Source organism: Rhodoferax sp. GW821-FHT09E07 (genome assembly GCF_059416145.1).
Genome location: NZ_JBWKOP010000007.1, coordinates 281,155 through 305,444, shown reverse-complemented (window position 1 = coordinate 305,444; position 24,290 = coordinate 281,155). Strand labels below are relative to the sequence as shown.

Genomic DNA, 24,290 nt, shown 5'->3' with positions numbered 1-24,290 from the left:
ATAGAGAGCAATCGCGATGGCTTACCAGTTGGCCTCGCGCTCCGGCGTGGCGCTGATCTTGTGCACGCTCAAGTCAGCGCCGTCAAATTCTTCTTCCTGGCTCAGCCGTAGGCCCATGGTGGCCTTGAGTGCACCGTAGACAATCACGCCGCCCAGCGCGGCCCAGGCCACGCCCATGGCGGTGCCGATGAGTTGCGCACCCAGGCTCACACCGCCCAGCCCGCCAAAGGTTTGGCTGCCGAAGATGCCCGCCGCAATGCCGCCCCAGGTACCGCACAGGCCGTGCAGCGGCCAGACGCCCAGCACGTCGTCGATCTTCCATTTGTTCTGCGTTAGCGTGAACATCACCACAAAAATGGCGCCGGCCACGCCGCCTACCACCAACGCGCCCAGCGGGTGCATCAGGTCCGAGCCCGCGCATACGGCCACCAGGCCGGCGAGCGGGCCGTTGTGCACAAAGCCGGGGTCGTTCTTGCCCAGCAGCAGTGCCACCAGCGTGCCACCCACCATGGCCATCAGCGAGTTCACTGCGACCAGCCCGGACATTTTGTCCAGCACCTGCGCGCTCATCACGTTGAAGCCGAACCAGCCTACGATCAGAATCCAGGCGCCCAGCGCCAGAAACGGAATGCTGCTGGGTGGGTGGGCTGACATGGCGCCGTCCTTGCGGTAGCGGTTGCTGCGCGCGCCCAAGAGCACCACAGCGCCGAGCGCGATCCAGCCGCCCACGGCATGCACCACCACGCTGCCCGCAAAGTCATGAAATTCAGCGCCGGTCAGGTTCTTGATCCAGGCCTGCACGCCAAAGTGCTGGTTCCAGGCAATGCCCTCGAAGAAGGGGTAAATCACGCCCACGATGACGGCGGTGGCGATCAGCTGGGGCCAGAACTTGGCGCGCTCGGCAATGCCGCCCGAGATGATGGCCGGAATGGCGGCGGCAAAGGTCAGCAGGAAGAAGAACTTCACCAGCGCATAGCCGCTTTGCACGGCCAGCTGCTCGGCCCCTACAAAGAAGTGCGTGCCATAGGCCACGCCATAGCCCACCAGGAAATAGACGACGGTGGAAACGGAGAAGTCCACCAGGATTTTGACCAGCGCGTTCACCTGGTTCTTGCGGCGCACGGTGCCCAGCTCCAGAAACGCAAACCCCGCATGCATGGCCAACACCATGACTGCGCCCAACAAAATGAACAGGGCATCTGCGCCCTGTTTTAGTGCTTCCATACAAACCCTCTTTGAATAAATGCTTGTGTTTGGTGCAAATAAAGTGAAATTCTTCAAAATGCACCAAATTAAAGCAAAAACCACGCCAGACAATCCAAAGTGGTGCGTCTGAAAGGATTTCTGCCCCAAACGCCGTGCTTGATATACTTTGCACTCACAGCGCCAATTTGCTCCAGCTTGCGGGCGCTTAATAAATTCAGCTAAACACGGACCCGCCTTTTGGCATTGCAACCCGGCCCGCGTTTAGCGTTGCCGGGTTTTGTTTTTATGCTGATTGCCACGCCCCAGTCCCTGTCGTTCGATGCGCCTTTGCCCCTGCAAAGCGGCGCTTCGCTGCAAGGCTATTCCCTCGCCTATGAGACCTACGGCACGCTGAACGCCGACAAGTCCAACGCCGTGCTGGTGTGCCATGCGCTTAATGCCTCACACCACGTGGCGGGCGTTTACGCGGGGCAGGATAAAAGCGAAGGCTGGTGGGACAACATGATTGGCCCCGGCAAGTCGGTGGACACCAACAAGTTCTTTGTCATCGGCGTGAACAACCTGGGCTCCTGCTTTGGCTCCACTGGCCCCATGCACACCGACCCCCGTACTGGCAAGGTGTACGGCGCGGACTTTCCCGTGGTGACGGTGGAGGACTGGGTGAACGCACAGGCCCGCCTGTTGGACGCGCTGGGCATCCAGACACTGGCCGCGGTGCTGGGCGGATCGTTGGGCGGCATGCAGGCGCTGAGCTGGACGCTGCAGTACCCCGAGCGTGTGGCGCATGCCGTGGTGGTGGCAAGCGCGCCCAACCTGACGGCCGAGAACATTGCGTTCAACGAGGTGGCGCGCCGCGCCATCGTGACCGACCCGGATTTCCACGGCGGGCATTTCTACGAGCATGGCGTGGTCCCCAAGCGTGGCTTGCGCATCGCCCGCATGATTGGCCACATCACCTACCTGAGCGACGACGTGATGAACGAAAAGTTCGGCCGCCAGCTGAAGGAAGCGCTGCTGGAGCACGCCAGTGGCTACAAATACTCGACACAGGACGTGGAGTTCCAGATCGAGAGCTACCTGCGCTACCAGGGCGACAAGTTCGCCGAGTACTTTGACGCCAATACCTACCTGCTGATCACGCGCGCGCTGGACTACTTTGACCCAGCGCGCGCTTTTGGTGGTGACCTGAGCAAAGCCCTGGCCCGTACCCAAGCCAAGTTTCTGCTGGTGAGCTTCACCACCGATTGGCGTTTCAGCCCCAAGCGCAGCCGGGAAATTGTCAAGGCGCTGCTCGACAACAAGCGGGACGTCAGCTACGCGGAGATCGACGCGCCGCACGGTCATGATGCCTTTTTGCTCGATGACCCCCGTTACATGGGCGTGGTTGGCTCCTATTTCAATAGCATTGCGCGTACCTTGGAGGTGGCAGCATGACCGACATGAGCACCCTGCATGCAATTGCCAGCCTGGTGCCCCAGGGCGCCCGTGTGCTCGATCTGGGCTGTGGCGACGGCGCCTTGCTGGACCACCTGCAACGCCACCGCGGTTGCTCCGGCTACGGCGTGGAGCTGGACGATGCCAATGTGCTGGCCTGCGTGCAACGCGGCGTGAACGTGCTGCAACTGAACCTGGACCAGGGCCTGAGCATGTTCGAGGACGCGAGCTTTGACGTGGTGCTGCAGATCGACACGCTGCAGCATCTGCGCAATGCCGAGACCATGCTCAAGGAGACGGCGCGCGTGGGCCGGGTGGGCATCGTGGCTTTTCCCAACTTTGCGCATTGGCCCAACCGCCTGAGCATCCTGCAGGGCCGCATGCCCGTCACGCGGCGCCTGCCCTACCAGTGGTACGACACGCCCAATATCCGGGTCGGCACCCACGCCGACCTGGCCGAGCTGGCGCAGCGCAACGGCCTGCGCGTGCTCGACAGCTTCGGTCTGCAGGAGGGCCGCACCGTGCGCTTTGCGCCCAATTTGCGCGCCGGCACCTCGGTCTACAAACTGGCCCGCTGACGGCCCAGGTTTCGCGCCGCCCATGCCTCGCTTTGCCGCCAATCTGAGCTTTCTGTACAACGAGCATCCGTTGCTGGAGCGCTTCGCGGCGGCGGCGGCGGATGGTTTTGCGGGCGTGGAGTTTCTGTTTCCTTATGCCTGGACGCCCGACGCGTTGGCCGCGCCGCTGCATGCGGCCGGCTTGCAGCAGGTGCTGTTCAATGCCCCGCCTGGCGGCAACGAGACAGCCGCCATGGCCAGCGCGTGGGACCGTGGCGAGCGTGGCACCGCTTGCCTGCCGGGGCGAGAGGCCGAGTTCCAGGCGGGTATCACCACGGCGCTGTACTACGCCATGGTGCTGCAGTGCCCGCGCATCCACGTCATGGCGGGGTTGGTGCCGCAGGGCGCGGACCACGCTGCCCTGCGCGCCACCTATGTGCGCAATCTGCGCTGGGCCGCCGAGCAGGCTACCGCCCAGGGTTGCACGCTGCTGATTGAGCCCATCAACCCGCGCGACATGCCGGGCTACTTTCTGGTCCACCAGGCCCAGGCGCATGCCGTGGTGGCTGAGGTGGGCTCGTCCCACTTGCAGGTGCAGATGGACCTGTACCACTGCCAGGTCACAGAGGGCGACGTGGCCAGCAAGCTGCGCCAGTACCTGCCCATGGGCACGGTGGGCCATATCCAGATTGCTGGTGTGCCAGAGCGCCAAGAGCCTTCGCAGGGCGAGCTGCACTACCCGTACCTGCTGGCGCTGCTCGATGAGCTCGGTTACGCCGGTTGGGTGGGTTGTGAATACCGGCCCCGGCTGGGTGCCCAGCCCGGTGCCACCCGCGCAGGGTTGGGCTGGCGAGATGTGACGTTGCGCTGAGGGTTTGCCACAGCCGGATTGCGGTTGGCGCATGGCATGATGGCGCACCACCCACTCTGTTGTTTCAGGAGTTCGCCATGAACGCCCGCGTACCGTCCGCTGCCTTGAATGCGCCACAAGCGTTGGAGCAGGTCAGCCAAGCTTGGGACCGTGACATTGTTCACCGTCTGGAAGACTACATCCGCATTCCCGCCAAATCGCCCATGTTCGATGCGGACTGGGTGGCAGGGGGCTACATCGACACCGTGGTGCGCAACACCGCCCAGTGGATCGAGGCGCAAAAGGTGCCGGGCTTGACACTGGAAGTCGTGCGCCTGGAAGGCCGTACCCCCGTGCTGTTTTTTGAGGTGGCCGCCAGCGGGAACACGTCCGCACAGACCGTGCTGATGTACGGCCACCTGGACAAGCAACCCGAGTTTTCCGGCTGGCGCAACGACCTGGGCCCCTGGACCCCCAAATACGAAGACGGCAAGCTCTATGGCCGTGGCGGTGCCGACGATGGTTACGCCGCCTATGCCGCCATTGCCGCACTGCAGGCCCTCAAGAGCCAGAACGTGGCGCATCCGCGCGTGGTGGGCCTCATCGAAACCTGCGAGGAAAGCGGCTCGTACGACCTGCTGCCCTACATCGACATCCTCAAGTCCCGTCTGGGCGACGTGGGACTGGTGGTGTGCCTGGACTCGGGCGCCGGCAACTACGACCAGCTCTGGCTCACCAACAGCCTGCGTGGTATGGCCAGCGGTGTGCTCAAGGTGGAGATCCTCACCGAAGGCATCCACTCGGGCGACGCCAGCGGCCTTGTGCCGTCGAGCTTTCGCATCATGCGCCAAGTGCTGGACCGGCTGGAAGACAGCAAGACCGGCCGCCTGCTGCCGGCCAGCTTCCATTGCGAAGTGCCCGCCGCCCGCCTGCAGCAGGCCCAGGCCACGGCAGCCATCCTGGGGGACGAGCTGTTCAAGCGCTTCCCCTGGGCGCACTACGACTGCGGTGGTGCCACCACCTTTGCGCTGCCCACCACCACCGACCCGCTGGAGGCCCTGCTCAAGCGCACCTGGCAGCCCACGCTCAGCGTGACCGGGGCCGATGGTCTGCCAGAACTGAAGAACGCCGGCAATGTGCTGCGGCCCTACACCGCGTTCAAGCTCAGCCTGCGCCTGCCGCCGCTGGTGGAGGCCGATACGGCGGTGCAGGAACTCAAAGCCTTGCTGCAAGACAACGCACCCTACCAGGCGCGGGTAACGTTTGAGGGGGCTGCGAGTGCCACGGGTTGGAATGCCCCCGACACCGCGCCCTGGCTGGACGTCGCGCTGGACGAAGCATCCCGGGCCCACTTTGGTGCGCCCTGTGGCCACATCGGCCAGGGTGGGACCATCCCGCTCATGAACATGCTGTCCAAAGGTTTCCCCAAGGCGCAGATGATGGTCTGCGGCGTACTGGGCCCCAAGAGCAACGCCCATGGCCCCAACGAATTCCTGCATGTGCCCTACGCCAAGAAGCTCACTGCTGCTGTGGCCCAGGTAATCTCCCGTTTTCCCTGACTCTGTTCTGCCCTTCATGAGCTCTGAAACCACCCTCACCACCTTTGTGGCCAGTGATGGCGACAACGTGGTCATCCAGGACTGGCCGCTGGACCACGGCGTGGCCGCACGCGGTACCGTCATCATCGTGCACGGCCTGGGCGAACATGCCGGCCGCTACGACCATGTGGCGCGTCAGCTCAACAGCTGGGGCTTTGCGGCGCGCGGCTACGACCAGTGCGGCCACGGTGAATCGGGCGGTGCGCCGGGCAGCCTGCCCACTGACACGCGCCTGCTGGACGACCTGGCCGACATTGTGGACAGCACCCGCGCCCGCATGGCGCCGGGCACGCCGCTGATCCTGCTGGGCCACAGCATGGGCGGCCTGGTGGCGGGGCGTTTTGTGTCGCTGGGCATACGCCCGGTCGAGGCCCTGGTCATGTCATCCCCCGCTTTGAACCCGGGTCTGAATGCGTTCCAGAAGCTCCTGGTGGCGGTGCTGCCCAAGCTCGTGCCCAATCTGCGCGTGGGCAATGGCCTGAACGCCAGCTACATCTCGCACGACCCTGCTGTCGTGGCGGCCTACCAGGCGGACAAGCTGGTGCACGACCGCATTTCCGCGCGTCTGGCGCAGTTCATTGCCGCCGCGGGCCCCGCTACCGTGGCGCTGGCCTCGCAGTGGAAGGTGCCTACGCTCTTGATGTATGCGGGTGCGGACCACCTGGTGAACCCCCAAGGCAGCCGCGACTTTGCCGCTGCCGCGCCCGCTGGCGTGGTGACCAACAAGTGCTTTGAGAGCCTGTACCATGAAATTTTCAACGAACTGGATGCGACGGAGGTCTTTGATACCCTGCACCAGTGGCTGGCGCAACGGTTTTGAACCCGGCATCGGCCTTGCTTAACGTGTTTCCTTGAAAGCCCTCTTGCCGCCTATGCAGCGCTTCTCCCTGAGCTTCGCCAATGTGCGCGCCCGCTGGCGCGCCGGCTTGCCGCTGCGTTACACCATGATGCTCGTGGTGGTCCTGGGCGTGAGCCTGCCAGCCCTGCTGCTGCTGACCCTGGAGCAGGAGCTGGCCGAAAAATCCCAAAAAGCCTTGTTGGCCCAGAGCGAATCCGCACTCATGAAGATCGGCAGCGTGTCGATCGCCGAGCCCATGTGGGTGGTGGACCGGGTGGCGCTGGACGCCGCTGCTGTGCGTCTTTTGGAGAGCCCACAAGTGGTGGCTGTGCGCATCGAAGACGGCTTGGCCAACACGCCTGAACTGGAGCGCGTGCGGCCCGAGTTCGCCCGCACCCTGCACGACGACGCCCAGGCTGGCCGCCTGACCCGGCGCGTGCAAAAGGTGATGCGCTCCGGCGAAGAGCTGGGCACGCTGGTGGTGTGGTTTGACGCGTCCTACGGCCAGGGCCTGCTGCAGGCGCGGCGCAGCCAGATGTTGTCGTTGGTGGCCTTGCAGGTGCTGGCGATTCTGGCGGTACTGATGCCGGTGCTGGTGTCCCGCGTGCTCAAACCCATCGAACGCCTGAAGGAACAGGCCACGGCCCTGCTGGACCACAACCATGCCGATGCTGAGGGCAGCCGCTTTGTCTGGCGCCGCCAGGATGAGTTGGGCCTGCTGGGTCGCCACCTAAGCCTGGTGCAACGCGAGCTGCGCGAGTTGTTTGGCCAGCTGGGCGCCAAAAATGCCCAGCTGCAGCAGATGGCCTTTTACGACCAGCTCACAGGCTTGCCCAACCGTGCGCTGTTCATCGACCTGGTGCAACGCGAAATGCTGCAGGCGCACCGCAGCCAGCAGCAGTTCGGCATTTTCTTCATCGACCTGGACCGATTCAAGGCCGTCAACGACTCCATGGGCCATGCGGCCGGTGACGAGCTGCTGATGGAGGTCGCGCGCCGCCTGCGCGACACCCTGCGCGAGGTAGACGTGGTGTGCCGCCAGAGCGGCGACGAATTCCTGGTGATGGTGCGTGACATTGACCACTGGGAGTCGTTGGGCGAAATGGCCGAGCGCATCTTGCGTGTGGTGGAAGAGCCCGTGCAACTGGCCAACACCACGGTGCGCGTGTCGGCCAGTATTGGTATTTCGTTGTTCCCTGAAGATGCGCAAGACTTTGAAACGCTGGTGAAGCACGCCGACATTGCCGTTTACCAGGCCAAGACCCTGGGCCGCGCGCGCTACAGTTTTTTCCATTCCGAGCTCAATTTCCGCCTGCAGGCCAGCCTGGAGCTGGAGCAACAGCTGGCCCACGCCATCACCCATGGCGAACTGGTGCTGCACTACCAGCCCCAGGTAGACGCCATGAGCGGCGCCGTGGTGGCGGTGGAGGCGCTGGTGCGCTGGCAGCACCCCACCCGTGGCCTGTTGTTTCCAGGCCAGTTCATCGGGCTGGCCGAGGAGTCCGGCAAGATTGCGGAGATGGGCGTGTGGACCCTGCGGGAGGCCTGCCGCCAACTGGCCGACTGGAAGGCGCGCGGTATCCGCGTGGGCAATATGGCCGTCAACGTGTCAGCGTTGGAGTTTCGCGACCACCGCCTGCTCGACAGCCTGCAGGTCGCGCTGGAAGCCAGCGGCATTGCGCCCAATGAGCTGGAAATCGAGATTACTGAGAGCGTGCTGATGGCCGAGACCGAAACCAGCCAGCGCATCATCGAACGCCTGCGTCAGCTGGGTGTCGGGATTGCCATCGATGATTTCGGTACCGGGTATTCCTCGTTGGCCTATCTCAAGCGGCTGCGGCCCAACCAGCTCAAGATCGACCAATCCTTCGTTAATGACGCGGACACCGACAGCGACTCGCGCGCCATCGTGCGCGGTGTGGTGGGCCTGGCCAATGCGCTGGGCCTGAACGTGGTGGCCGAGGGCGTGGAAACCGTGGAGCAACAGGCATTTTTGCAAGAGAGCGGCTGCCATACCCTGCAGGGCTACTACATCGCACGACCCTTGGCGGTGGAGGCTCTGGAGGCCTGGATGGCCGCGCGACCCACCCTATAAAAAAACAATGGGAGATTTACGCATGCATTCATTTCAATTTCGGCTGCGACGCGCCTTGCTGGCGCTCTCCGTGGTCGGCGCCTTCAGCGGCTTCCAAGGTGCGCTGGCCAACACCGTCTCCAGCGTGTTCCCACCCACCCAGGTGGTGCAGGGCAGCACCCTGTCGGTCAATGGCATGGGTACGCGCTACAAGGCCATCTTCAAGGTGTATGACATGGCGTTGTACACGACCAGCAAAGTGGCAACGACCGAGGCGCTACTGGCTTTGCCCGGCCCCAAGCGGCTGAACTTTGTGGCGTTGCGCGAGCTGCCAGGCACCGACCTCGGGGTGGCCTTTATCAAGGGGCTGAATAGCAACTCGTCACCAGAGCAGGTACAAAAACACGCGGCCTCGAGCACCCGCCTGATTGAGATCTTTTCGGGCAAACCCAAACTGGTGCCGGGCGATACCTTTGCGATGGAATATGTGCCCGGCAAGGGCACCACCTTCTACATTCAGGGTCAGCCGCAGGGCGCACCGGTAGGGGACGCCGAGTTTTTCAATATGGTGCTGCGCATCTGGGTGGGCCCAGTGCCCGCGGACTTCAAACTCAAGGACGCCCTGCTGGCCCAGTAAGGCCTAAGCGGCGCGCGGGCTGCGCTGGCGTGCCGCCAGCCACAGCAGCGCTGCAGCGGTCAGCAGCACAGGCGGCAGCGAGCCCAGGTTGAGCCAGGTCCAGCCATGGGTTACGACCAGGGCGCCTGAGGCCAGCGAGGTAAGCGCCATGACTGCAAACACGCTGAAGTTGATCGCGGCCTGGGCCCGGTCTTTTTCTTCGGGCCGGTACGCCGTCAACGACAGCGTGGTACTGCCGGTAAACAGGAAGTTCCACCCCACGCCCAGCAAGAACAGCGCGATGGCGAACTGGTGCAGCTCCACGCCACTGAGTGCAATCGCGATGCACAGCAGGTTCAGGAGCACGCCCGCGCCCATGATGGGCAGTGTGCCGAAGTGCTTGATCAGATGGCCGGTAAAAAAGCCCGGCGCGAACATGCCAATCACATGCCATTCCAGTACAAAGGCAGCGTCGTCAAAGCCCAGGCCGCACTGCTGCATGGCCAGGGGCGTGGCGGCCATCAGCAGGTTCATCACGCCGTAACCCAGCGCAGCACTCAGGCAGGCCACCAGAAACGCGGGCTGGCGCACGATGTCCCGCAACGGCCGGCCGCGCACGGTTTGCGCCGTGGGCGCTTGGTGCGCGGGGAATTGCACCAAGCCCATCAGCAGCATAGCCAGCAGGGCCACACCGGCCAGCACCACATAGGCGCCGGCAAACGGCACCTCCAGCAGGGTGCGAGTGCGGGCCGCGAGGTTGGGGCCGGCCACGGCGCCGATCAGTCCGCCTGCGAGTACCAGCGAGACGGCTTTTTCACGGAATGCGGGCAGGGCCAGTTCGGCCGCGGCAAAGCGGTACAGCTGGCCATTGGCGCTGTAATAACCCGCCACCACGGTGGCGGCGACCAGCCACCAAAACTGCTTCTCGGCCACGGCCCAAGCGCCCAACAGCGCTGACGCCACCGCCACAGCAAGACCAATCTGGAACGAGATGCGCCGCCCATAGCGCGATTGCGTACGCGCCACCAGCGGCGTGGCCAACGCCCCACCCACCACGTAGCCCATGACGGGCAGCGTAGCCATCCAGCCATACGGCGCCATGCTCAAACCCACCAGACCATTGATGGCGATGAAGGTGACGTTGTTGGTGAGGAACAGTCCCTGGCACAAGGCCAGCAGCCAGAGGTTGCGGTTCATGGGGTAGCGCCCGCAGGCGTGGTGAGGGGGGTTAAGGCTGAAGAGCCAGAGTAGTGAGGGCGGCCAGCGCCGCGGTCTCGGCACGCAGTACGCGCGGGCCCAGTGACACGGGGACAAAGCCCTGGGCGAGTGCCAGGTCTTCTTCGGCCATTCCCAGGCCGCCTTCGGGGCCAGAGAGGAACACGGCGTCCTGCGCTGGTGCTACGCCATGCAGTGCCACGCTGCCTTCGCGCAGCGACAGTAGCAGGCGCTGCTGGCGTGTCGTGGCGGGCAGGGCTTTGAGCCACTGGGCCAGGGTCTGCACCGGATGCACCGTGGGCACGCGGTTGCCGCCACATTGTTCGCAGGCCGACACTGCCACGCTCTGCCAGTGCGCCACTTTCTTCTCGGCGCGCTCGCCACTCAGGCGCAGCACGCTGCGTTCGGTCATCAACGGCTGGATGCTGGCCACGCCGAGTTCGGTGGCTTTTTCTACCAGCCAGTCCATGCGGTCGTTGGCCGGCATGCCCACGGCCAGGTGCACGCGGCGGGAGGCTTCACGCGCGGTGCTGCGCGGGGTGCCCACCTGCACCTGCACATCGCTGCGGCCCATGCGGGTGACGGTGGCGTCGAACTCGCGGTCATCGTCCCCATTGAACAGTGTGATGGCGTCTCCGGGCTGCAGGCGCAGCACCTGCACGTGCCGCGCTGCACCTGCTGGCAGCTCCAGCAAGGCGTCCGTCATCAGCGGCGTGGGGCAGTAGAAGCGGGGCATGTGGAGCGATTTGCTATTAAATCAGGAGCTACTTGCGCAATATTTGCGGGGGCTAGAGGTCTAAGCGGCTCTTAACGTCCGATGACAAAGACGTCGGAGGCGGCAATGCCTTCCACCTGGTCCACCAGGCGCAGCAGCGGTTTGAGCTGGATGTAGCGGTTGCAGGTGCTGCGGATGTAGTGGATGAAGCGTGGTGTGTCGGCCAGGTACTTGGGCTTGCCGTCGCGCAGCGTCAGGCGGGCAAAGATGCCGGCAATCTTCAGGTGGCGCTGCAGGCCCATCCACTCCACCGCGCGGTAGAACTCGCCAAAGTCATCACCCACGGGCAGGCCCGCCTTGCGCGCTTTTTGCCAGTAGCGGATGGTCACGTCGAGGCAGAAGTCTTCTTCCCAAGTCAGGAAGGCGTCGCGCATCAGGCTGGCGATGTCGTAGGTGATGGGGCCGTAGACCGCATCCTGGAAATCGAGCACGCCGAGCGTGGTGGCGTCCAGTTTGGGCGGCAGGCCGTCCAGGGGCACCATCAGGTTGCGTGGCATGAAGTCGCGGTGCACATAGACGCTGGGCCAGGCCAGGTTGTCCTTAATAAGCAAGGCAAAGGTGTCGTCCAACACCTTGCGCTGGGCTGCATCCAGCGTCACCTGGCGGTGCCCCGCGATGTACCACTGGGGGAATAGTTCCAGCTCGCGCAGCAGCAGCGCCTGGTCGTAGGGCGGCAGCACCTCCGGCTTGGACGCCAACTGCCATTGCACCAGCGTGTCCACCGCGCCTAGGTACAGGTTCAGCGGTGGCGGGGCGGCCGGGTCCATGGTCTGCATCATGGTGAGCTGGCCCAGGTCGGTCAGCAGCATGAAACCGTGGGGCTGGTCCCAGTCCAGGATGTCGGGCGCGCGCAACCCGGCCTGGGTCAGCAGGCCGGCAATATGCACAAAGGGCTGGCTGTTTTCCTTGTCAGGCGGCGCGTCCATGATGACCAGCGTGCCGTTGGGGCCCTGCACCCGAAAATAGCGGCGAAAGCTGGCATCGGCCGAGGCGAGGCCCAGGGTACTGGCGTCCAGCCCATGGCTGGCCTGCACGCGGGCAAACCAGGTCGCGAACTGCGCTTGGCGCGTGGGGTCACCCCAGTGGATGTCGGTGGAGGCGGGCACGGCGGGCGCTGTGGGGGAAGACGGGGAAAGGGAGGGGCTTGGGCTCATGGATAATCCATTCTACAAAGCCCCATGGCCGCGCCACTGTGCGCACCGCCCTGGTTGGCGACCCTGTCCGACCCTGATTTGTTGACCCTGCATCCCGCCCCATGCGTTTTCCCCCGCGCGACCTGCCCAGCCGGCCGCCCCACTGCCCGCCACCCCTGACCCGCCTTGTGGCTATGGTGGCGGTGGCGTGCGTGCAGATGGCGGCGCAGGCGCAGGAAGTGGCGCCCGCAGCCGAGCCGGTGGAGGCCGCGCCGGCCACGCTGAAGCCCAGCCCGCGCCTGCAAGAATCCCTGTCCCCCGCCCAGCGCGAATCGGCGCCCATGTTTTTGTTTGGCGAGCGCATCACGGGTCGCCCGGACCTGGAAACGGTGGTTGAGGGGCAGGCCGAGTTGCGCAAGCCCGGCACGGTGATCAAGGCGGACAAGCTGGAGTACAACGCCCCCGACGACCAAGCCAAGGCGACTGGCAATGTGCGCATCAACCGGGGTGGCAACGTCTTCGAGGGCCCGCAGTTGGAGCTCAAGCTCGAAGCCTTTGAGGGTTTCTTTTTACAGCCGCGTTACCAGTTTTTGCAGGGCGATGCCCATGGCGACGCCAGCCGCGCAGACTTTGTGGACGCCAGTACCACGGTCGTGCACAACGCGACCTACACCACCTGCCGGCGCAAGCCCGGTCCGGACTGGATGCCCGACTGGGTGCTGAAGGCGGCCAATATCACCTTTGACAGCGACGAAGACGTGGGGATCGCCCATGGTGCGTACCTGAGCTTCAAGAACGTGCCCATTCTTCCCGTTCCGGCCATCAGTTTTCCGCTCAGCGACAAGCGCAAGTCCGGTTTGCTGCCGCCCACGGTCGGGTTCGACAACGTCAACGGTGCCGAACTCAGCGTGCCCTATTACTGGAACATCGCGCCCAACCGCGATGCCACGCTGACCCCCACGGTGATGGCCGCGCGTGGCATGGACCTGGGGGTCGAGTTCCGTTACCTGGAGCCCACGTATTCGGGGGTGCTGCGCGCCAACTACATGCCCAGCGACAAGCTGCGCAGCGCGGATCGCTGGGGCGCCACGCTCAACCAGACGGGTACCTACGACACCGGCCTGCAGGGCATTGGCAATGTGTCTTACCTGCTGAACCTGAACCGGGTGAGTGACGACAACTACTGGCGTGACTTCACGCGCTCCAGTGGCTCGCTGACGCAGCGCCTGCTGCCCAACAATGCCGCGGTCAGCTGGGCCCAGGGCCCGGTGGCCCTGACCGCCAGCGTGCTGCAATGGCAAACCCTGCAGGACCCCACCGCCCCGATTGTTCCGCCCTATGACCGGGTCCCGCAGCTCACGGCACGCTATACGCAGACCAACCAGGGTGGATTTGACTGGTCGCTGGAAGGTGATTTCACCCAGTTCCAGGCAGACCGCAGCCTGACCTTGCAGCCCAATGCGCAGCGGGTCTATGGCCTGGCCCAGGTCAGCCGGCCCTGGGTGGGCGCAGCGGGCTTTGTCGTGCCCAAGCTGCAGTTGCATACGGCGGCCTACCAGTTTGACAACCCGATCGCCAATGGCGAGCGTTACGCGGACAGCACGGTGCCCACCTTCAGCCTGGACGCGGGCCTGGTCTTCGAGCGCGACACCAGTTACTTTGGCCGCGCCTTGGTACAGACCCTGGAGCCACGCGCGTTCTATGTGCGCACGCCGTACCACAATCAGAGCCTGCTGCCCAACTACGACACCGCTGCGAATGACTTCAACTTCGCCAGCATTTACACCGAGAACGCCTTCGGTGGCCACGACAAGATCTCGGACAACAACCTGCTGACCCTGGGGGTCACCACGCGCCTGCTGGATGCCGATTCCGGTGCCCAACTGGCGCGCTTCGGTGTGGCCCAGCGTTTCAGGTTTGAAGAGCAGCAGGTCACGCTGACGCCCTCCACGGCCACGGCCCAGCCCGGTTTCAGCGATGTGCTGTTCGGCGCCGCAGTGAATGTGAATGAGCGCTGGGCGCTGGACTCCACGGTGCAGTACAACCCGCGTACGGACAAGTCGGAGCGCTCCACCATTGGTACCCGTTACAGCCCCAGCAATTACCGCGTGGTCAACGCAGCCTACCGCTTCCAGCGCGATGTGAGCGAGCAGGTGGATGTGAGCTGGCAGTGGCCGCTCAACGACCTGTGGGGCGATCGCGGCCAAGACCTCGGCGCTGGGCGTGGCATGGGCGAGGGTCGCTACTACGCTGTGGGCCGCATGAACTACAGCTTGGACGAGCGCCGTCTGGTCGACACCCTGTTGGGTGTCGAGTACGATGCGGGCTGCTGGCTGGCGCGGGTGGTGGTGGGCCGGGTGCAGACCAGCACCTCTTCGGCCACCGAGAGCATCAAATTCGAGCTGGAGTTTGTCGGTTTTACCCGTCTGGGTGTGAGCCCGTTGCAAACCCTGAAATCCAATATTTCGCGTTACCAGAACTTGCGTGAAACGGGCGGCACCAACAGCCGCTTCAGTAACTACGATTGAACACCATGAAATTTCGCGTGTGGGCCTGGGCCCTGGTCTGTTTGTGCAGCGTCGCGGTGTTGCCACTGCGGGCGCAAACCCCGCAACCGCTGGACTACATCGTGGCGGTGGTGAATTCCGATCCCATTACCAACCAGGAAGTGCAGCTGGAGGTCAAGCGCGTGGCCCTGCAACTGGCCCAGCAGGCCAAGCCTGCCCCGGCGCCCGCCGAGTTGCGCAGGCTGGTGCTGGAGCGCATGATCAACGACCGTGCGCAGCTGCAGTTGGCACGTGACACCGGCATCCGCATCGACCCCGCTGCCATCGACCGTGCCGAGCAAGCCGTGGCCAGCCAGAACCAGGTGGACGTGGCGGGTCTTTACCAGCGCCTGGCCAAGGACGGTGTGTCAGTTGCCACGTTCCGCGATGGTTTGCGTGACCAGCTGATGCTGAACCGTCTGCACGAGCGTGACGTGGAAGCCACCATCAAGGTGTCCGACGTGGATGTTGACCGCGCGATGCTGGAGCAGCAGGCGGCCAACACCGACCCCTTTACTTTTGACATCAACCTGGCGCAGATTTTGGTGGCGGTACCTGAAAAGGCGACGGCAGAACAGGCTGCCGCCCTGTTTGTACAGGCGCAGAAGTTGTTGCAGCGCATCCGTGATGGGGAAGACTTTGACCGCCTGGTAAAAGAGGCGTCTGCAGCCGACCGCAGCAACGGTGGCCAGCTGGGCCTGCGGCGTGCCGATCGCTACCCACCCCTGTTTGTGCAGGCCACGCAGAAACTGAAGGTGGGCGAGGTGTCTGACATCGTGCGTTCTGGCGCGGGTTTTCACATCCTCAAAGTCGTGGAGAAGCGGGCTCCTAACCGCTTGGTGCAAACCATCACCCAAAGCCGTGCCCGCCACATTCTGCTGCGCGTCACGCCCCAGTTGCCGCCAGCCAAGGCCGTGGCCCAGTTGGCCGAAGTGCGCGAGCGCATTGTTGCTGGCAAGACTGATTTCGCCACCGAGGCGCGCAAGCTGTCCCAGGATTCGACGGCGGAGCAAGGCGGCGACTTGGGCTGGGCTTCGCCGGGCATGTTTGTGCCCGAATTCGAAGAGGCCATGGACCGCCTGAGCGAGCGCCAGATCAGTGCACCGCTGATTTCGCGTTTCGGCGTGCACCTGATCCAGCTCATGGAGCGCCGCAAGGTGGAGTTGAGCCCACAGCAAGTGCGTGAGTCGGTGCGCAACCAGCTTCGCCGCAGCCGCTATGACGAGGCCTACACCACGTGGGCCCAGGACGTGCGCGCCCGCGCCTTTGTCGAGATGCGCGAGCCACCGCAATGACCCAACACATCGCCCGCAAGCGCTTCGGCCAGCATTTCCTGTCTGATGGCGGCATCATCGATGCCATCGTGCGTGCGATCGACCCCAAGCCGGGCGACCCCATGGTGGAAATCGGTCCCGGTTTGGCGGCGTTGACCCAGCCTCTGGTGGAGCGGTTAGGGCACCTCACCGTGATCGAGCTGGACCGCGATCTGGCCAAGCGCCTGCGCAGTCATGGCCAACTGACGGTGATTGAGTCTGATGTGCTGAATGTGGACTTTGCCCGCATTGATATTGCTCCAGTAGCTACCAAAAGCATAGCGCCTTCGGATGCTCCCGTATCCAAACGGAAGCTGCGCGTGGTGGGCAATCTGCCCTACAACATTTCCACGCCCATCCTGTTCCACCTGCTGGGCCATGTGGACGTGATTGAAGACCAGCACTTCATGTTGCAAAAAGAGGTCATCGACCGCATGGTGGCGCAGCCCGACACCTCGGACTTCAGCCGCCTCAGTGTGATGCTGCAGTGGCGCTACGCCATGGAAGATGTGCTGTTTGTGCCGCCCGAAAGTTTCGATCCACCGCCGCGCGTGGACAGTGCCGTGGTGCGCATGGTGCCCTTGGCGCAGCCGCCGGCGATCCATCAGGCCCTGTTTTCCGAGATGGTGCAGGTGGCCTTCAGCCAGCGCCGCAAGCTGCTGCGCCACACGCTGGGTCGCTGGTTGGAAGACAAGGGTTTTGCGGGCACCTTTGACATGCAGCGCCGTGCCCAGGAAGTGCCAGTGGACGAATACGTGGGCCTGGTACAGCAGCTGGGCTAGCCGTCGCTGATAGGCGCGGCCGTCGCGTCCACCCGCTCGGGTGCAGTCATCGGCAGGGTGATCGTGAAGGTGGCACCGGCTTCCGGCCGGCTTTGTACTTCAATGCGCCCACCCAGTACGCTCCCCACCAGGTTGTGCACGATGTGCAGCCCCAGCCCCGATCCACCTTGGCCCAGTCGCGTGGTGAAGAAGGGGTCGAACACCCGGTGCAAGTCTTCGCTCTGGATGCCGTGTCCACTGTCACGCACTTCAATCACCACATGCTGGCTGTCTTTGGCCCAGGCCTGTACTTCAATCTTGCCTTCCTCCGCGGGCTCAAAGCCATGCAACACCGCGTTGTTGATCAGGTTGGTGAGCACCTGGCCCAGCGGACCAGGGTAGCTGTCCATGGTTAGCGCCGCATCAATCCGGGTGCTCACGGTACAGGCCGTCTTGCGGATTGCCGGGTTGAGCGTGACCAGAATTTCACCCACCACCGCGGCCAGGTCAAATTTGCGCCGCTGTGAGCTGGTCTGGTCCACAGCGACTTGCTTGAAGCTGGCTACCAGCGCAGCGGAGCGGCCCAGGTTGCGCACCATGATGTCCGAGGCCAGCTGCATGTCGTCCAGAAAGCCCTGCAGGTCTGACTTGCGCAGCCCGGTGGCAGCCAGATGGCGGAAGTCGCGGATGCGGTGCTCCAGCGAGCTGGCCACCGTCAAGCCGTTGCCGATGGGGGTGTTGAGTTCATGCGCCACGCCGGCAACCAAGGCACCCAACGCGGCCAGTTTTTCCGATTGGACCAAGTGATCCTGTGCCACCTTCAGGGTGTCCAGCGTCTCGGACAGCTCATGGTTGGCGCCTTGCAGTTCGGCGGTGCGCCGCGCGACGCGGGCTTCGAGCTGGGTGTTGAGTTCAAGAATGTCTTGCTGCGCGCGTCGCCGCTCAGTGATGTCAAAGTAGGTGAAGAGCACCATGGTGCGGTTCATTTCCTCAAACAGCCGGGTGGAGAGCGAGATCCAGCGCAGTTCGCCGTCGCGGCGTCGCATCTGCACCTCCACGTCGGTAGAGGCCGTGCCCTGCACTGTCATGTCCAGCAAGCGCGCGCGGTCCTCCGGGTTGACCCAGACTCCCAATGTCAGGCCAGACTTGCCTTGGTCTTGTACCGGATCGAAGCCGAAAGCATCGAACCAGGCCAGGTTCCATTGCGTGGTCTGAAAGTTGTTCTGCGTGCTGGAGTAGCACATGGGTAGCGGCGACTGCTCAAACAGCCGCGCAAAGCGGGACTCGCTCTCTTGCAAGGCACGCGCCGCACGACGTTCGTCGGTCACATCGCGCAGCAGGGCGATGATGTAGCGTTCGCCGCGCGACTCGAACGAGGCAGCATCGAGCAAAGCCTCGCGCACCTGGCCATCGCGCACGTTCAGCGCCATGGCGTAGTCGCTCACGGCCCCTTCGGCCCGCAGCAGGTGCGTGAGGTCGCGTCGCTTTTCGGGTTCGGCCCAGATACGCAGTTCGGTGGAGGTCTTGCCGATTGCATCGGCACGGCTGATGCCCGTGATGCGCTCGAATGCGGCATTCACTTCCACATACTTGCCGTCGTCCATGCGCGAAATGGACATGAAATCCGGGGTTAGCCGAAAAGCCGCCTTGAACTGCTCGTAGACCACGTTGTGTTCAGTGATATCCCGCGCTATCCACACGGCGTGGGAGGGGTCCGTGCCGTCCAGCGCAATCAGCGCACAGTTGACCATGCAGTCGCGCAGCGCGCCGTCGCGCCGTCGCAAGGTCACCAAGTGATTGCGGGCCGAACCGTTTTGCAGCATTTCGGCCACCAGTACCGTGCGTTGGGCCGGCTGGGCCCAAACGTTGAAGTCCGCCATGCGGTGCCCTATCACTTCTTCCCGCCGGTAGCCGCTAATGGTTTCAAACCCGGTGTTCGCATCGGCAATCGTGCTGTCGTCCAGCCGGGTGATGACAATCCACTCTGCACTGGTGTTGAACACCCGGGAGAACTTGTCATCCCCATCAGACAAGGCGGCCAAAAGCCTGCGCTTCAGCGCCTTGGGTAAAAGCCTTGCCAGGATGCCCATGCCAACGAGTGTCTCTTTGTTTGCCGCAATAGTACAGCGTCCAAAAAAAAGCCTGTCGCGAGGACAGGCTTGGTTTTGGGCGGCGAACCGCCCGGCAGGAATGTGGGGGCTTCCCGCTTACGCGGCTGCCAGCCAGTACCCTGCGTTGAAGGGGCTGCTCATGCGCAGCGCCAGGGGAGAGACGTCCAACAACTTGTCGGTGGGCATCTTCTCGCCGGCTTCGGTAGTCACTTCGACGCCGACCACCTCGGTGGACACGGCCTCGCTGCTTGCCTCGTTCGCCCGTTCTGCTTGGCTGGTGTGTGCAGAACGGGCTACAGAAAAGAATAGAAGCATCGGAACGGTATCTTCCGGTCTCCCCAGTAGTCAGCGGTGTCGCGGAAAATATCCAGCAGCTGCTCGCGCGCTTCCTTGTCGAACTTCACGTTCGCCGGAATGTGTTCCAGCACGGCGATGAAGCCAGGCTGTGGGCCCGACTTGTGCACCGGGTCGGTCATGCTATCGTACAGCGCGTCAAAATTCTTGCTGACGGTAGCCGGCAACATGAATTGCTGGCCAATCATGTCCAGCACATCCTGCTTGGTCTGCGCGTTAGCCAGGTTGGCGTACAGAAAGTGATGTCCCAAACCTTGGGCGGCTTCCTGCAAATCCGACACGCGGAACGCACGGATTGATTGAACGATATTCGTTCTGACAGTTCGAAGTGGCGTATCCATCCCCGATTCTCTTTCTCAAAGTACAAAATTCAATTCAGGGCACGATCTTGCGAAAACTCGCATAGTGATCGGCCGTGTAGTAACAGGCATCTGGTACGGTGGCTGGGCCTCCGCACACAATTCGTCGTGCTCCCCGGTCCGAAGATCCCGGTGTATTCACGGTGTATTCCCGGTAGTAGCCACGCTTTTGCAAGGGCAACAAACGCTCCCGGTTGCCGAAGACCACGCCATCCTTGGCGTAGGGAAATGGACCGCCTTGCCGGACCAGCGCATAGGTTGCGCGGGCAGGGGCTGGAAGGCTGCCCACTTCCACGGTGGAAGTGGTTGATGGCCAAGGTGCGTCTTTGGCGAAGGTGAGGTCTGCACATACCGCGGCAGACAAAACCAAGCCAGTAAGTACTAACTTGAATACACCCTTGCGCACCCTGAATCCTTATGTGACTACCGCGGGTAAACCCCGAAAAGCAAGGATGTAGTGTCGTGGATTCAGCACAAAAAAGCAAGGCCTTGCTCAAGAAATGAGCAAGGCCTGCGGGGTCTTTACAAAGTAAAGTGTGTGCTAACTGTTACCAAAACCTTTAACGGGTGGCATTTGCGTCAGCCACGGTCAGTGCCGTCATGTTCACAATGCGGCGCACCGTGGTGCTGGCCGTCAAAACATGCACCGGTTTGGAGGCCCCCAGCAGCACGGGTCCAATGGCAATGTTGCCACCGGCCGCAGTCTTGAGCAGGTTGTAGGCAATATTGGCCGCGTCGATGTTGGGCAGCACCAGCAGGTTGGCATCGCCGTGCAGATTGCTGTTGGGCATCAGCACCTTGCGGGCGGCTCCGTCCAGCGCCACGTCCCCGTGCATTTCGCCGTCCACCTCTAGCCATGGCGCGCGCTGTTGTAGCAGTGCCAGGGTTGTGCGCATCTTGATGGCGCTGGGTTCGTTGCTGCTACCAAAGTTGGAATGGGACAACAGGGCGGCCTTGGGCTTGAAGCCAAAGCGCATCATTTCCTCGGCCGCCATGACCGTGATCTCGCAGAGCTCTTCGGCCGTGGGGTCGTAGTTCACATGCGTATCCACCAGAAACACCTGGCGGTTGGGCAACATCAGGCCGTTCATGCAGGCATAGATGGGCACATGTGGCGCCGTGCGGCCTCCACCACCAGCGCGCTTGCCGATCACCTGGTCGATGTAGTGCAGGTGCAGGGCCGTGGTGCCCCAAGTGCCACAGATCAGGCCATCCACGTCACCTTTGTGCAGCAGCATGGAGCCGATCAGAGTCAGGCGGCGGCGCATTTCGATCTTGGCCACCTGGACGGTGATGCCCTTGCGCTCGGTCATCCGGTGGTAGGTCTGCCAGAAGTCACGGTAACGGTGGTCCTGCTCCACGTTGACCACGTTGTAGTCCACGTTTTCCTTGAGACGCAGACCGAATTTCTCTACGCGTTCGGCAATCACCTTGGGGCGGCCAATCAGCGTGGGCAGCGCCAAGCCTTCGTCCACCACGATCTGGGCAGCGCGCAACACGCGTTCGTCCTCTCCCTCGGCATAGGCCACCCGCTTTTTGAGCGCCTTTTTGGCGGCCGTGAAGATGGGCTTCATGGTGGTGCCGGACGCGTAGACAAAGCTTTGCAGCTTTTCGCGGTAGGCATCCATGTCCTGAATGGGGCGCAGGGCCACGCCACTGTCGGCTGCGGCCTGGGCTACGGCCGGCGCGATCTTCATCATCAGGCGCGGGTCAAACGGCTTGGGGATCAGGTACTCGGGGCCAAAGGCCAGTTGCTCGCCTACATAGGCCGCGGCCACTACTTCGCTCTGCTCGGCCTGGGCCAGCTCGGCAATGGCGTGTACCGCGGCAATCTCCATCTCCAGCGTGATGGTAGAGGCCCCAGCATCCAGCGCACCGCGGAAGATGTAGGGGAAGCACAAGACGTTGTTGACCTGGTTGGGGTAATCGGTGCGGCCGGTGGCCATGATGGCGTCGTCGCGCACCGCCTTTACTTCCTCGGGCAGGATTTCGGGCGTAGGGTTGGCAAGCGCAAAGATCAGTGGCTTGGCCGCCATGGAGGCCACCATGTCGGGCTTGAGCACGCCGCCGGCGGACAGGCCCAGGAAGATGTCGGCGCCGGCAATCACTTCGCGCAGCGTGCGTGCGTCGGTCTTCTGGGCGAACTGGGCCTTGTCCTCGTCCATCAGTTCGGTGCGGCCTTCATAGACCACGCCGGCCAGATCGGTCACATAGATGTTTTCACGCGGAATGCCCAGCTTGACCAACAGGCCCAGGCAGGCCAGCGCAGCCGCACCGGCGCCCGAGGTCACCAGCTTGACATTCTTGGGGTCTTTGCCGACCACCTTGAGGCCGTTGAGCATGGCAGCACCCACGCAGATGGCGGTGCCGTGCTGGTCATCGTGGAAGACCGGGATCTTCATGCGCTCGCGCAGCTTGCGTTCGACGTAAAAGCAGTCGGGCGCCTTGATGTCTTCGAGGTTGATGCCGCCAAAGGTGGGCTCCAGCGAGGCAATGATGTCGACCAGCTTGTCCAGGTCGTGCTTCTCGTCGATCTCCAGATCAAACACATCGATGCCGGCAAACTTCTTGAACAGTACGCCCTTGCCTTCCATCACCGGCTTGGAGGCCAGCGGGCCGATGTCTCCCAGGCCCAGCACGGCCGTGCCGTTGCTGATGACGGCCACCAGGTTGCCGCGGCTGGTGTACTTGAAGGCGTTGTTGGGGTCCTTGACGATTTCCTCGCAGGGCGCTGCCACACCGGGCGAATAGGCCAGCGCCAGGTCATGCTGATTGATCAGCTGCTTGGTCGCACAGATGGCCACTTTGCCGGGCGTGGGGAACTCGTGGTACTCCAGAGCTGCCTGGCGCAGCTGGGCCTTCTTTTCGGCCGAATTGGAAACAGGGGGATGGGGGACGAGGGGCGCGGGTTGCTGGGGCATTAAAGGTCCTCTGCGGCGAGGGGCTCTAGCAAACGCGCATGTCCCCCGGCTCGGTCATGGGCTTTGGATTGTAGACCTCGACCGCAGCAGCACGGCTGCAGAGAAGGCTAACTTTATGCGAATAAAGAATGGGGTTATTCCCAGCTGTTCAGGGCAGCGTCGCTTTGCTTTGTTCCATGCGGCGGGCTGTGCTTTTGCCGGTGAGCACAAAGCCCCGCTGGGTGCCGTCGGCACCCATGAACTGCCAGATGCCCTCGCCGTCGCCTGCCGTCCATGCGCCCGCCGAGGCTGGGTGTGCCGCAGCCACCACGATGGGCAGTGCGGGGGTTTTGATGCTGACGGGCATGAGCGGAAACACCAGGGTGGTGGGCGTGCCGGCCAGTGTCGCGGCCAGGGCCTTGGCCGCATTCATGATCGGCATCACGTAGGGCAGCGTGCGCTGCCCGGCCGATGCGTACTGCGCGCAGTCACCCAGCGCGTAGACGCCGGGGGCTGAGGTCTGCAGCAGGTCGTCCACCACAATGCCGCGCTCGCAAGCCAAGCCTGCTGCAGCTGCCAGCATGGTGTCGGCGCGCAGGCCGATGGCACTAAGTACCATGTCCACGGCGACCTGGCTTCCGTCGGCCAGCTGCACCTGCAGGCCGACATCTGCCGTGTCCACCGCGGTGACCGTTGTACCAAAGTGCCAGACCACCCCCAGTGCTTCCAGGGCCGCCTTGAGTTGCTCACCCGCTTCTGCGGGCAGCAGCAGCGAGAGCGGGCGCGCGGCGGGGTCCACCACATGTACGGTGGCGCCGGCGTGCACCAGGTCGTTGGCAAACTCGCAGCCGATCAGGCCCGCACCCATGATGAGCACGGTCTTGGGCGCTGCAGGTTCCGCGGCACTGGGGTCCAGGCCCAGGGCCTGGTGGAAGGCGCCGAAGTCGTCCAGGTTGTTGATCGACTTGACTTGGTCTGCCGCTGTACCGCCCACGGGAATGCGGATGGGCTGGGCGCCTGTGGCGAGCACCAGGCGGCTGTAGTGCAGGGTCTGCATCTGGCCGCCGTGGGACAGCACCACGCTGCGCGCCACCGTGTCCAGCGACTCCACGCGGTGCTGGGCCAGCAACGTGACATTGAGTGTCTCCACCATCTTGGCCGCAGGTGTGCTCACCAGCTGGGCCGGCGTGCGCTTCTGGGCGTAGGCGTTGGAGAGTGTGGGTTTGGCGTAGAAGTCGCCGCTGTCCGCAGTGACCAGCACCACGGGGGTGGTGGTGTCCAGTTTGCGGAACTCGCGCACCGTGGTCCAGCCGGCCAAGCCCGCGCCGATGATGAGGAGGGGGGCGGAAGTGGCGGGCTGGGAAGGGGTCAGGTCACTCATGCGGTGGGCTCAGAGGCGTTCAGGTGGAAGGAAGCAGCGAGTCTAGATCAGAGCGCCACCATCTCGAAGTCGGCCTTGGCCACGCCACAGTCCGGGCACTCCCAGCTGTCGGGCACGCTGGCCCAGGCGGTGCCGGGGGCAATGCCGTCTTCGGGACGGCCGGCGGCCTCGTCGTACACAAAGCCGCAAACGATGCAAATGTAGGTGTTCATGGGGTTCTCGATTCAAGTTATGGGTTAAATAAGGCGCTAGCCCGCGCAAAATATGCG

21 protein-coding genes are annotated in these 24,290 nt (G+C 63.5%); 10 read left to right on the top strand and 11 right to left on the bottom strand.

The window, feature by feature from the left end; genetic code table 11:
• Positions 1-21: 21 nt before the first annotated feature.
• Positions 22-1,224: an ammonium transporter gene (locus AC07OE_RS15850; protein WP_495071539.1), complete on the bottom strand. Its 1,203-nt coding sequence runs from the start codon at positions 1,222-1,224 to the stop codon at positions 22-24.
• 267 nt (positions 1,225-1,491) lie between these two features.
• Here AC07OE_RS15850 and metX point away from each other — a divergent pair, with 267 nt between their 5' ends.
• From metX to AC07OE_RS15815, 7 genes are all read left to right on the top strand, one after another.
• Positions 1,492-2,640: a homoserine O-succinyltransferase MetX gene (gene metX, locus AC07OE_RS15845; RefSeq protein WP_495071538.1), complete on the top strand. Its 1,149-nt coding sequence runs from the start codon at positions 1,492-1,494 to the stop codon at positions 2,638-2,640.
• Positions 2,637-3,218 (top strand): methionine biosynthesis protein MetW, encoded by a 582-nt coding sequence (gene metW, locus AC07OE_RS15840; protein WP_495071537.1) that lies wholly within the window; start codon positions 2,637-2,639, stop codon positions 3,216-3,218. The genes metX and metW overlap by 4 nt, the downstream gene beginning before the upstream one ends.
• Positions 3,219-3,240: 22 nt before the next feature.
• Positions 3,241-4,068 carry a 2-oxo-tetronate isomerase gene (gene otnI / locus AC07OE_RS15835; protein WP_495071536.1) on the top strand — a complete coding sequence of 276 codons (828 nt, stop codon included), beginning with the start codon at positions 3,241-3,243 and terminating at the stop codon, positions 4,066-4,068.
• A gap of 77 nt (positions 4,069-4,145) precedes the next feature.
• Positions 4,146-5,606, top strand: a complete 1,461-nt coding sequence (locus AC07OE_RS15830) for a M20/M25/M40 family metallo-hydrolase (RefSeq protein ID WP_495071535.1) — start codon at positions 4,146-4,148, stop codon at positions 5,604-5,606.
• A gap of 16 nt (positions 5,607-5,622) precedes the next feature.
• A complete protein-coding gene (locus AC07OE_RS15825) occupies positions 5,623-6,465 on the top strand; it encodes an alpha/beta hydrolase (protein ID WP_495071534.1) in 843 nt (280 codons plus the stop codon).
• Positions 6,466-6,496: 31 nt separating this feature from the next.
• Entirely contained in the window at positions 6,497-8,578 is a 2,082-nt protein-coding gene (locus tag AC07OE_RS15820; RefSeq protein ID WP_495071533.1) for a putative bifunctional diguanylate cyclase/phosphodiesterase, read from the top strand.
• Between the two features lie 22 nt (positions 8,579-8,600).
• Positions 8,601-9,194 (top strand): chalcone isomerase family protein, encoded by a 594-nt coding sequence (locus AC07OE_RS15815; protein ID WP_495071532.1) that lies wholly within the window; start codon positions 8,601-8,603, stop codon positions 9,192-9,194.
• A 3-nt stretch (positions 9,195-9,197) separates the two neighbouring features.
• Here AC07OE_RS15815 and AC07OE_RS15810 read toward each other — a convergent pair whose 3' ends face one another.
• The 3 genes from AC07OE_RS15810 to AC07OE_RS15800 all read right to left on the bottom strand — a co-directional run bounded on the left by AC07OE_RS15810 (position 9,198) and on the right by AC07OE_RS15800 (position 12,317).
• Positions 9,198-10,370, bottom strand: coding sequence for an MFS transporter (locus tag AC07OE_RS15810; protein ID WP_495071531.1), 1,173 nt, complete (start codon positions 10,368-10,370; stop codon positions 9,198-9,200).
• Positions 10,371-10,401: 31 nt separating this feature from the next.
• Entirely contained in the window at positions 10,402-11,124 is a 723-nt protein-coding gene (locus tag AC07OE_RS15805; RefSeq protein WP_495071530.1) for a 16S rRNA (uracil(1498)-N(3))-methyltransferase, read from the bottom strand.
• A gap of 71 nt (positions 11,125-11,195) precedes the next feature.
• Positions 11,196-12,317, bottom strand: coding sequence for an aminoglycoside phosphotransferase family protein (locus AC07OE_RS15800; protein ID WP_495071529.1), 1,122 nt, complete (start codon positions 12,315-12,317; stop codon positions 11,196-11,198).
• A 101-nt stretch (positions 12,318-12,418) separates the two neighbouring features.
• Here AC07OE_RS15800 and AC07OE_RS15795 point away from each other — a divergent pair, with 101 nt between their 5' ends.
• The 3 genes from AC07OE_RS15795 to rsmA are packed head-to-tail and all read left to right on the top strand — an operon-like array spanning position 12,419 to position 16,937.
• Positions 12,419-14,824, top strand: a complete 2,406-nt coding sequence (locus tag AC07OE_RS15795; protein WP_495071528.1) for an LPS-assembly protein LptD — start codon at positions 12,419-12,421, stop codon at positions 14,822-14,824.
• Between the two features lie 5 nt (positions 14,825-14,829).
• Positions 14,830-16,137: a peptidylprolyl isomerase gene (locus AC07OE_RS15790; protein ID WP_495071527.1), complete on the top strand. Its 1,308-nt coding sequence runs from the start codon at positions 14,830-14,832 to the stop codon at positions 16,135-16,137.
• Positions 16,134-16,937 carry a 16S rRNA (adenine(1518)-N(6)/adenine(1519)-N(6))-dimethyltransferase RsmA gene (rsmA, locus tag AC07OE_RS15785; RefSeq protein ID WP_495071526.1) on the top strand — a complete coding sequence of 268 codons (804 nt, stop codon included), beginning with the start codon at positions 16,134-16,136 and terminating at the stop codon, positions 16,935-16,937. Before AC07OE_RS15790 ends, rsmA begins: the two co-directional genes overlap by 4 nt.
• Here the strand turns inward: rsmA and AC07OE_RS15780 are convergent.
• From AC07OE_RS15780 to AC07OE_RS15750, 7 genes are all read right to left on the bottom strand, one after another.
• On the bottom strand, positions 16,934-18,958 hold the full coding sequence (locus tag AC07OE_RS15780) for a PAS domain-containing sensor histidine kinase (RefSeq protein WP_495071525.1): 2,025 nt from the start codon (positions 18,956-18,958) through the stop codon (positions 16,934-16,936). The two genes, rsmA and AC07OE_RS15780, sit on opposite strands and share 4 nt — an antisense overlap.
• Positions 18,959-19,123: 165 nt before the next feature.
• Positions 19,124-19,342, bottom strand: a complete 219-nt coding sequence (locus AC07OE_RS15775; RefSeq protein WP_495071524.1) for a hypothetical protein — start codon at positions 19,340-19,342, stop codon at positions 19,124-19,126.
• A complete protein-coding gene (locus tag AC07OE_RS15770; protein WP_310343533.1) occupies positions 19,321-19,722 on the bottom strand; it encodes a barstar family protein in 402 nt (133 codons plus the stop codon). Before AC07OE_RS15770 ends, AC07OE_RS15775 begins: the two co-directional genes overlap by 22 nt.
• A 34-nt stretch (positions 19,723-19,756) precedes the next feature.
• Entirely contained in the window at positions 19,757-20,110 is a 354-nt protein-coding gene (locus tag AC07OE_RS15765; RefSeq protein WP_495071523.1) for a guanyl-specific ribonuclease, read from the bottom strand.
• 190 nt (positions 20,111-20,300) lie between these two features.
• Positions 20,301-22,661: an NADP-dependent malic enzyme gene (locus tag AC07OE_RS15760; protein WP_495071522.1), complete on the bottom strand. Its 2,361-nt coding sequence runs from the start codon at positions 22,659-22,661 to the stop codon at positions 20,301-20,303.
• A gap of 148 nt (positions 22,662-22,809) precedes the next feature.
• Positions 22,810-24,021 carry an NAD(P)/FAD-dependent oxidoreductase gene (locus AC07OE_RS15755; protein WP_495071521.1) on the bottom strand — a complete coding sequence of 404 codons (1,212 nt, stop codon included), beginning with the start codon at positions 24,019-24,021 and terminating at the stop codon, positions 22,810-22,812.
• 47 nt (positions 24,022-24,068) lie between these two features.
• Positions 24,069-24,233 (bottom strand): rubredoxin, encoded by a 165-nt coding sequence (locus AC07OE_RS15750; RefSeq protein ID WP_495071520.1) that lies wholly within the window; start codon positions 24,231-24,233, stop codon positions 24,069-24,071.
• Between the last annotated feature and the right edge of the window lie 57 nt (positions 24,234-24,290).

Bases quoted from the DNA above. Each gene is read 5' to 3' on its own strand.
- AC07OE_RS15775 (WP_495071524.1), bottom strand. From the start codon at position 19,342: ATGCTTCTATTCTTTTCTGTAGCCCGTTCTGCACACACCAGCCAAGCA.
- metW (WP_495071537.1), top strand. From the start codon at position 2,637: ATGACCGACATGAGCACCCTGCATGCAATTGCCAGCCTGGTGCCCCAG.
- otnI (WP_495071536.1), top strand. From the start codon at position 3,241: ATGCCTCGCTTTGCCGCCAATCTGAGCTTTCTGTACAACGAGCATCCG.
- AC07OE_RS15755 (WP_495071521.1), bottom strand. From the start codon at position 24,021: ATGAGTGACCTGACCCCTTCCCAGCCCGCCACTTCCGCCCCCCTCCTC.
- AC07OE_RS15795 (WP_495071528.1), top strand. From the start codon at position 12,419: ATGCGTTTTCCCCCGCGCGACCTGCCCAGCCGGCCGCCCCACTGCCCG.
- metX (WP_495071538.1), top strand. From the start codon at position 1,492: ATGCTGATTGCCACGCCCCAGTCCCTGTCGTTCGATGCGCCTTTGCCC.
- rsmA (WP_495071526.1), top strand. From the start codon at position 16,134: ATGACCCAACACATCGCCCGCAAGCGCTTCGGCCAGCATTTCCTGTCT.
- AC07OE_RS15760 (WP_495071522.1), bottom strand. From the start codon at position 22,661: ATGCCCCAGCAACCCGCGCCCCTCGTCCCCCATCCCCCTGTTTCCAAT.
- AC07OE_RS15750 (WP_495071520.1), bottom strand. From the start codon at position 24,233: ATGAACACCTACATTTGCATCGTTTGCGGCTTTGTGTACGACGAGGCC.
- AC07OE_RS15805 (WP_495071530.1), bottom strand. From the start codon at position 11,124: ATGCCCCGCTTCTACTGCCCCACGCCGCTGATGACGGACGCCTTGCTG.
- AC07OE_RS15850 (WP_495071539.1), bottom strand. From the start codon at position 1,224: ATGGAAGCACTAAAACAGGGCGCAGATGCCCTGTTCATTTTGTTGGGC.
- AC07OE_RS15830 (WP_495071535.1), top strand. From the start codon at position 4,146: ATGAACGCCCGCGTACCGTCCGCTGCCTTGAATGCGCCACAAGCGTTG.
- AC07OE_RS15770 (WP_310343533.1), bottom strand. From the start codon at position 19,722: ATGGATACGCCACTTCGAACTGTCAGAACGAATATCGTTCAATCAATC.
- AC07OE_RS15790 (WP_495071527.1), top strand. From the start codon at position 14,830: ATGAAATTTCGCGTGTGGGCCTGGGCCCTGGTCTGTTTGTGCAGCGTC.
- AC07OE_RS15815 (WP_495071532.1), top strand. From the start codon at position 8,601: ATGCATTCATTTCAATTTCGGCTGCGACGCGCCTTGCTGGCGCTCTCC.
- AC07OE_RS15825 (WP_495071534.1), top strand. From the start codon at position 5,623: ATGAGCTCTGAAACCACCCTCACCACCTTTGTGGCCAGTGATGGCGAC.
- AC07OE_RS15800 (WP_495071529.1), bottom strand. From the start codon at position 12,317: ATGAGCCCAAGCCCCTCCCTTTCCCCGTCTTCCCCCACAGCGCCCGCC.
- AC07OE_RS15810 (WP_495071531.1), bottom strand. From the start codon at position 10,370: ATGAACCGCAACCTCTGGCTGCTGGCCTTGTGCCAGGGACTGTTCCTC.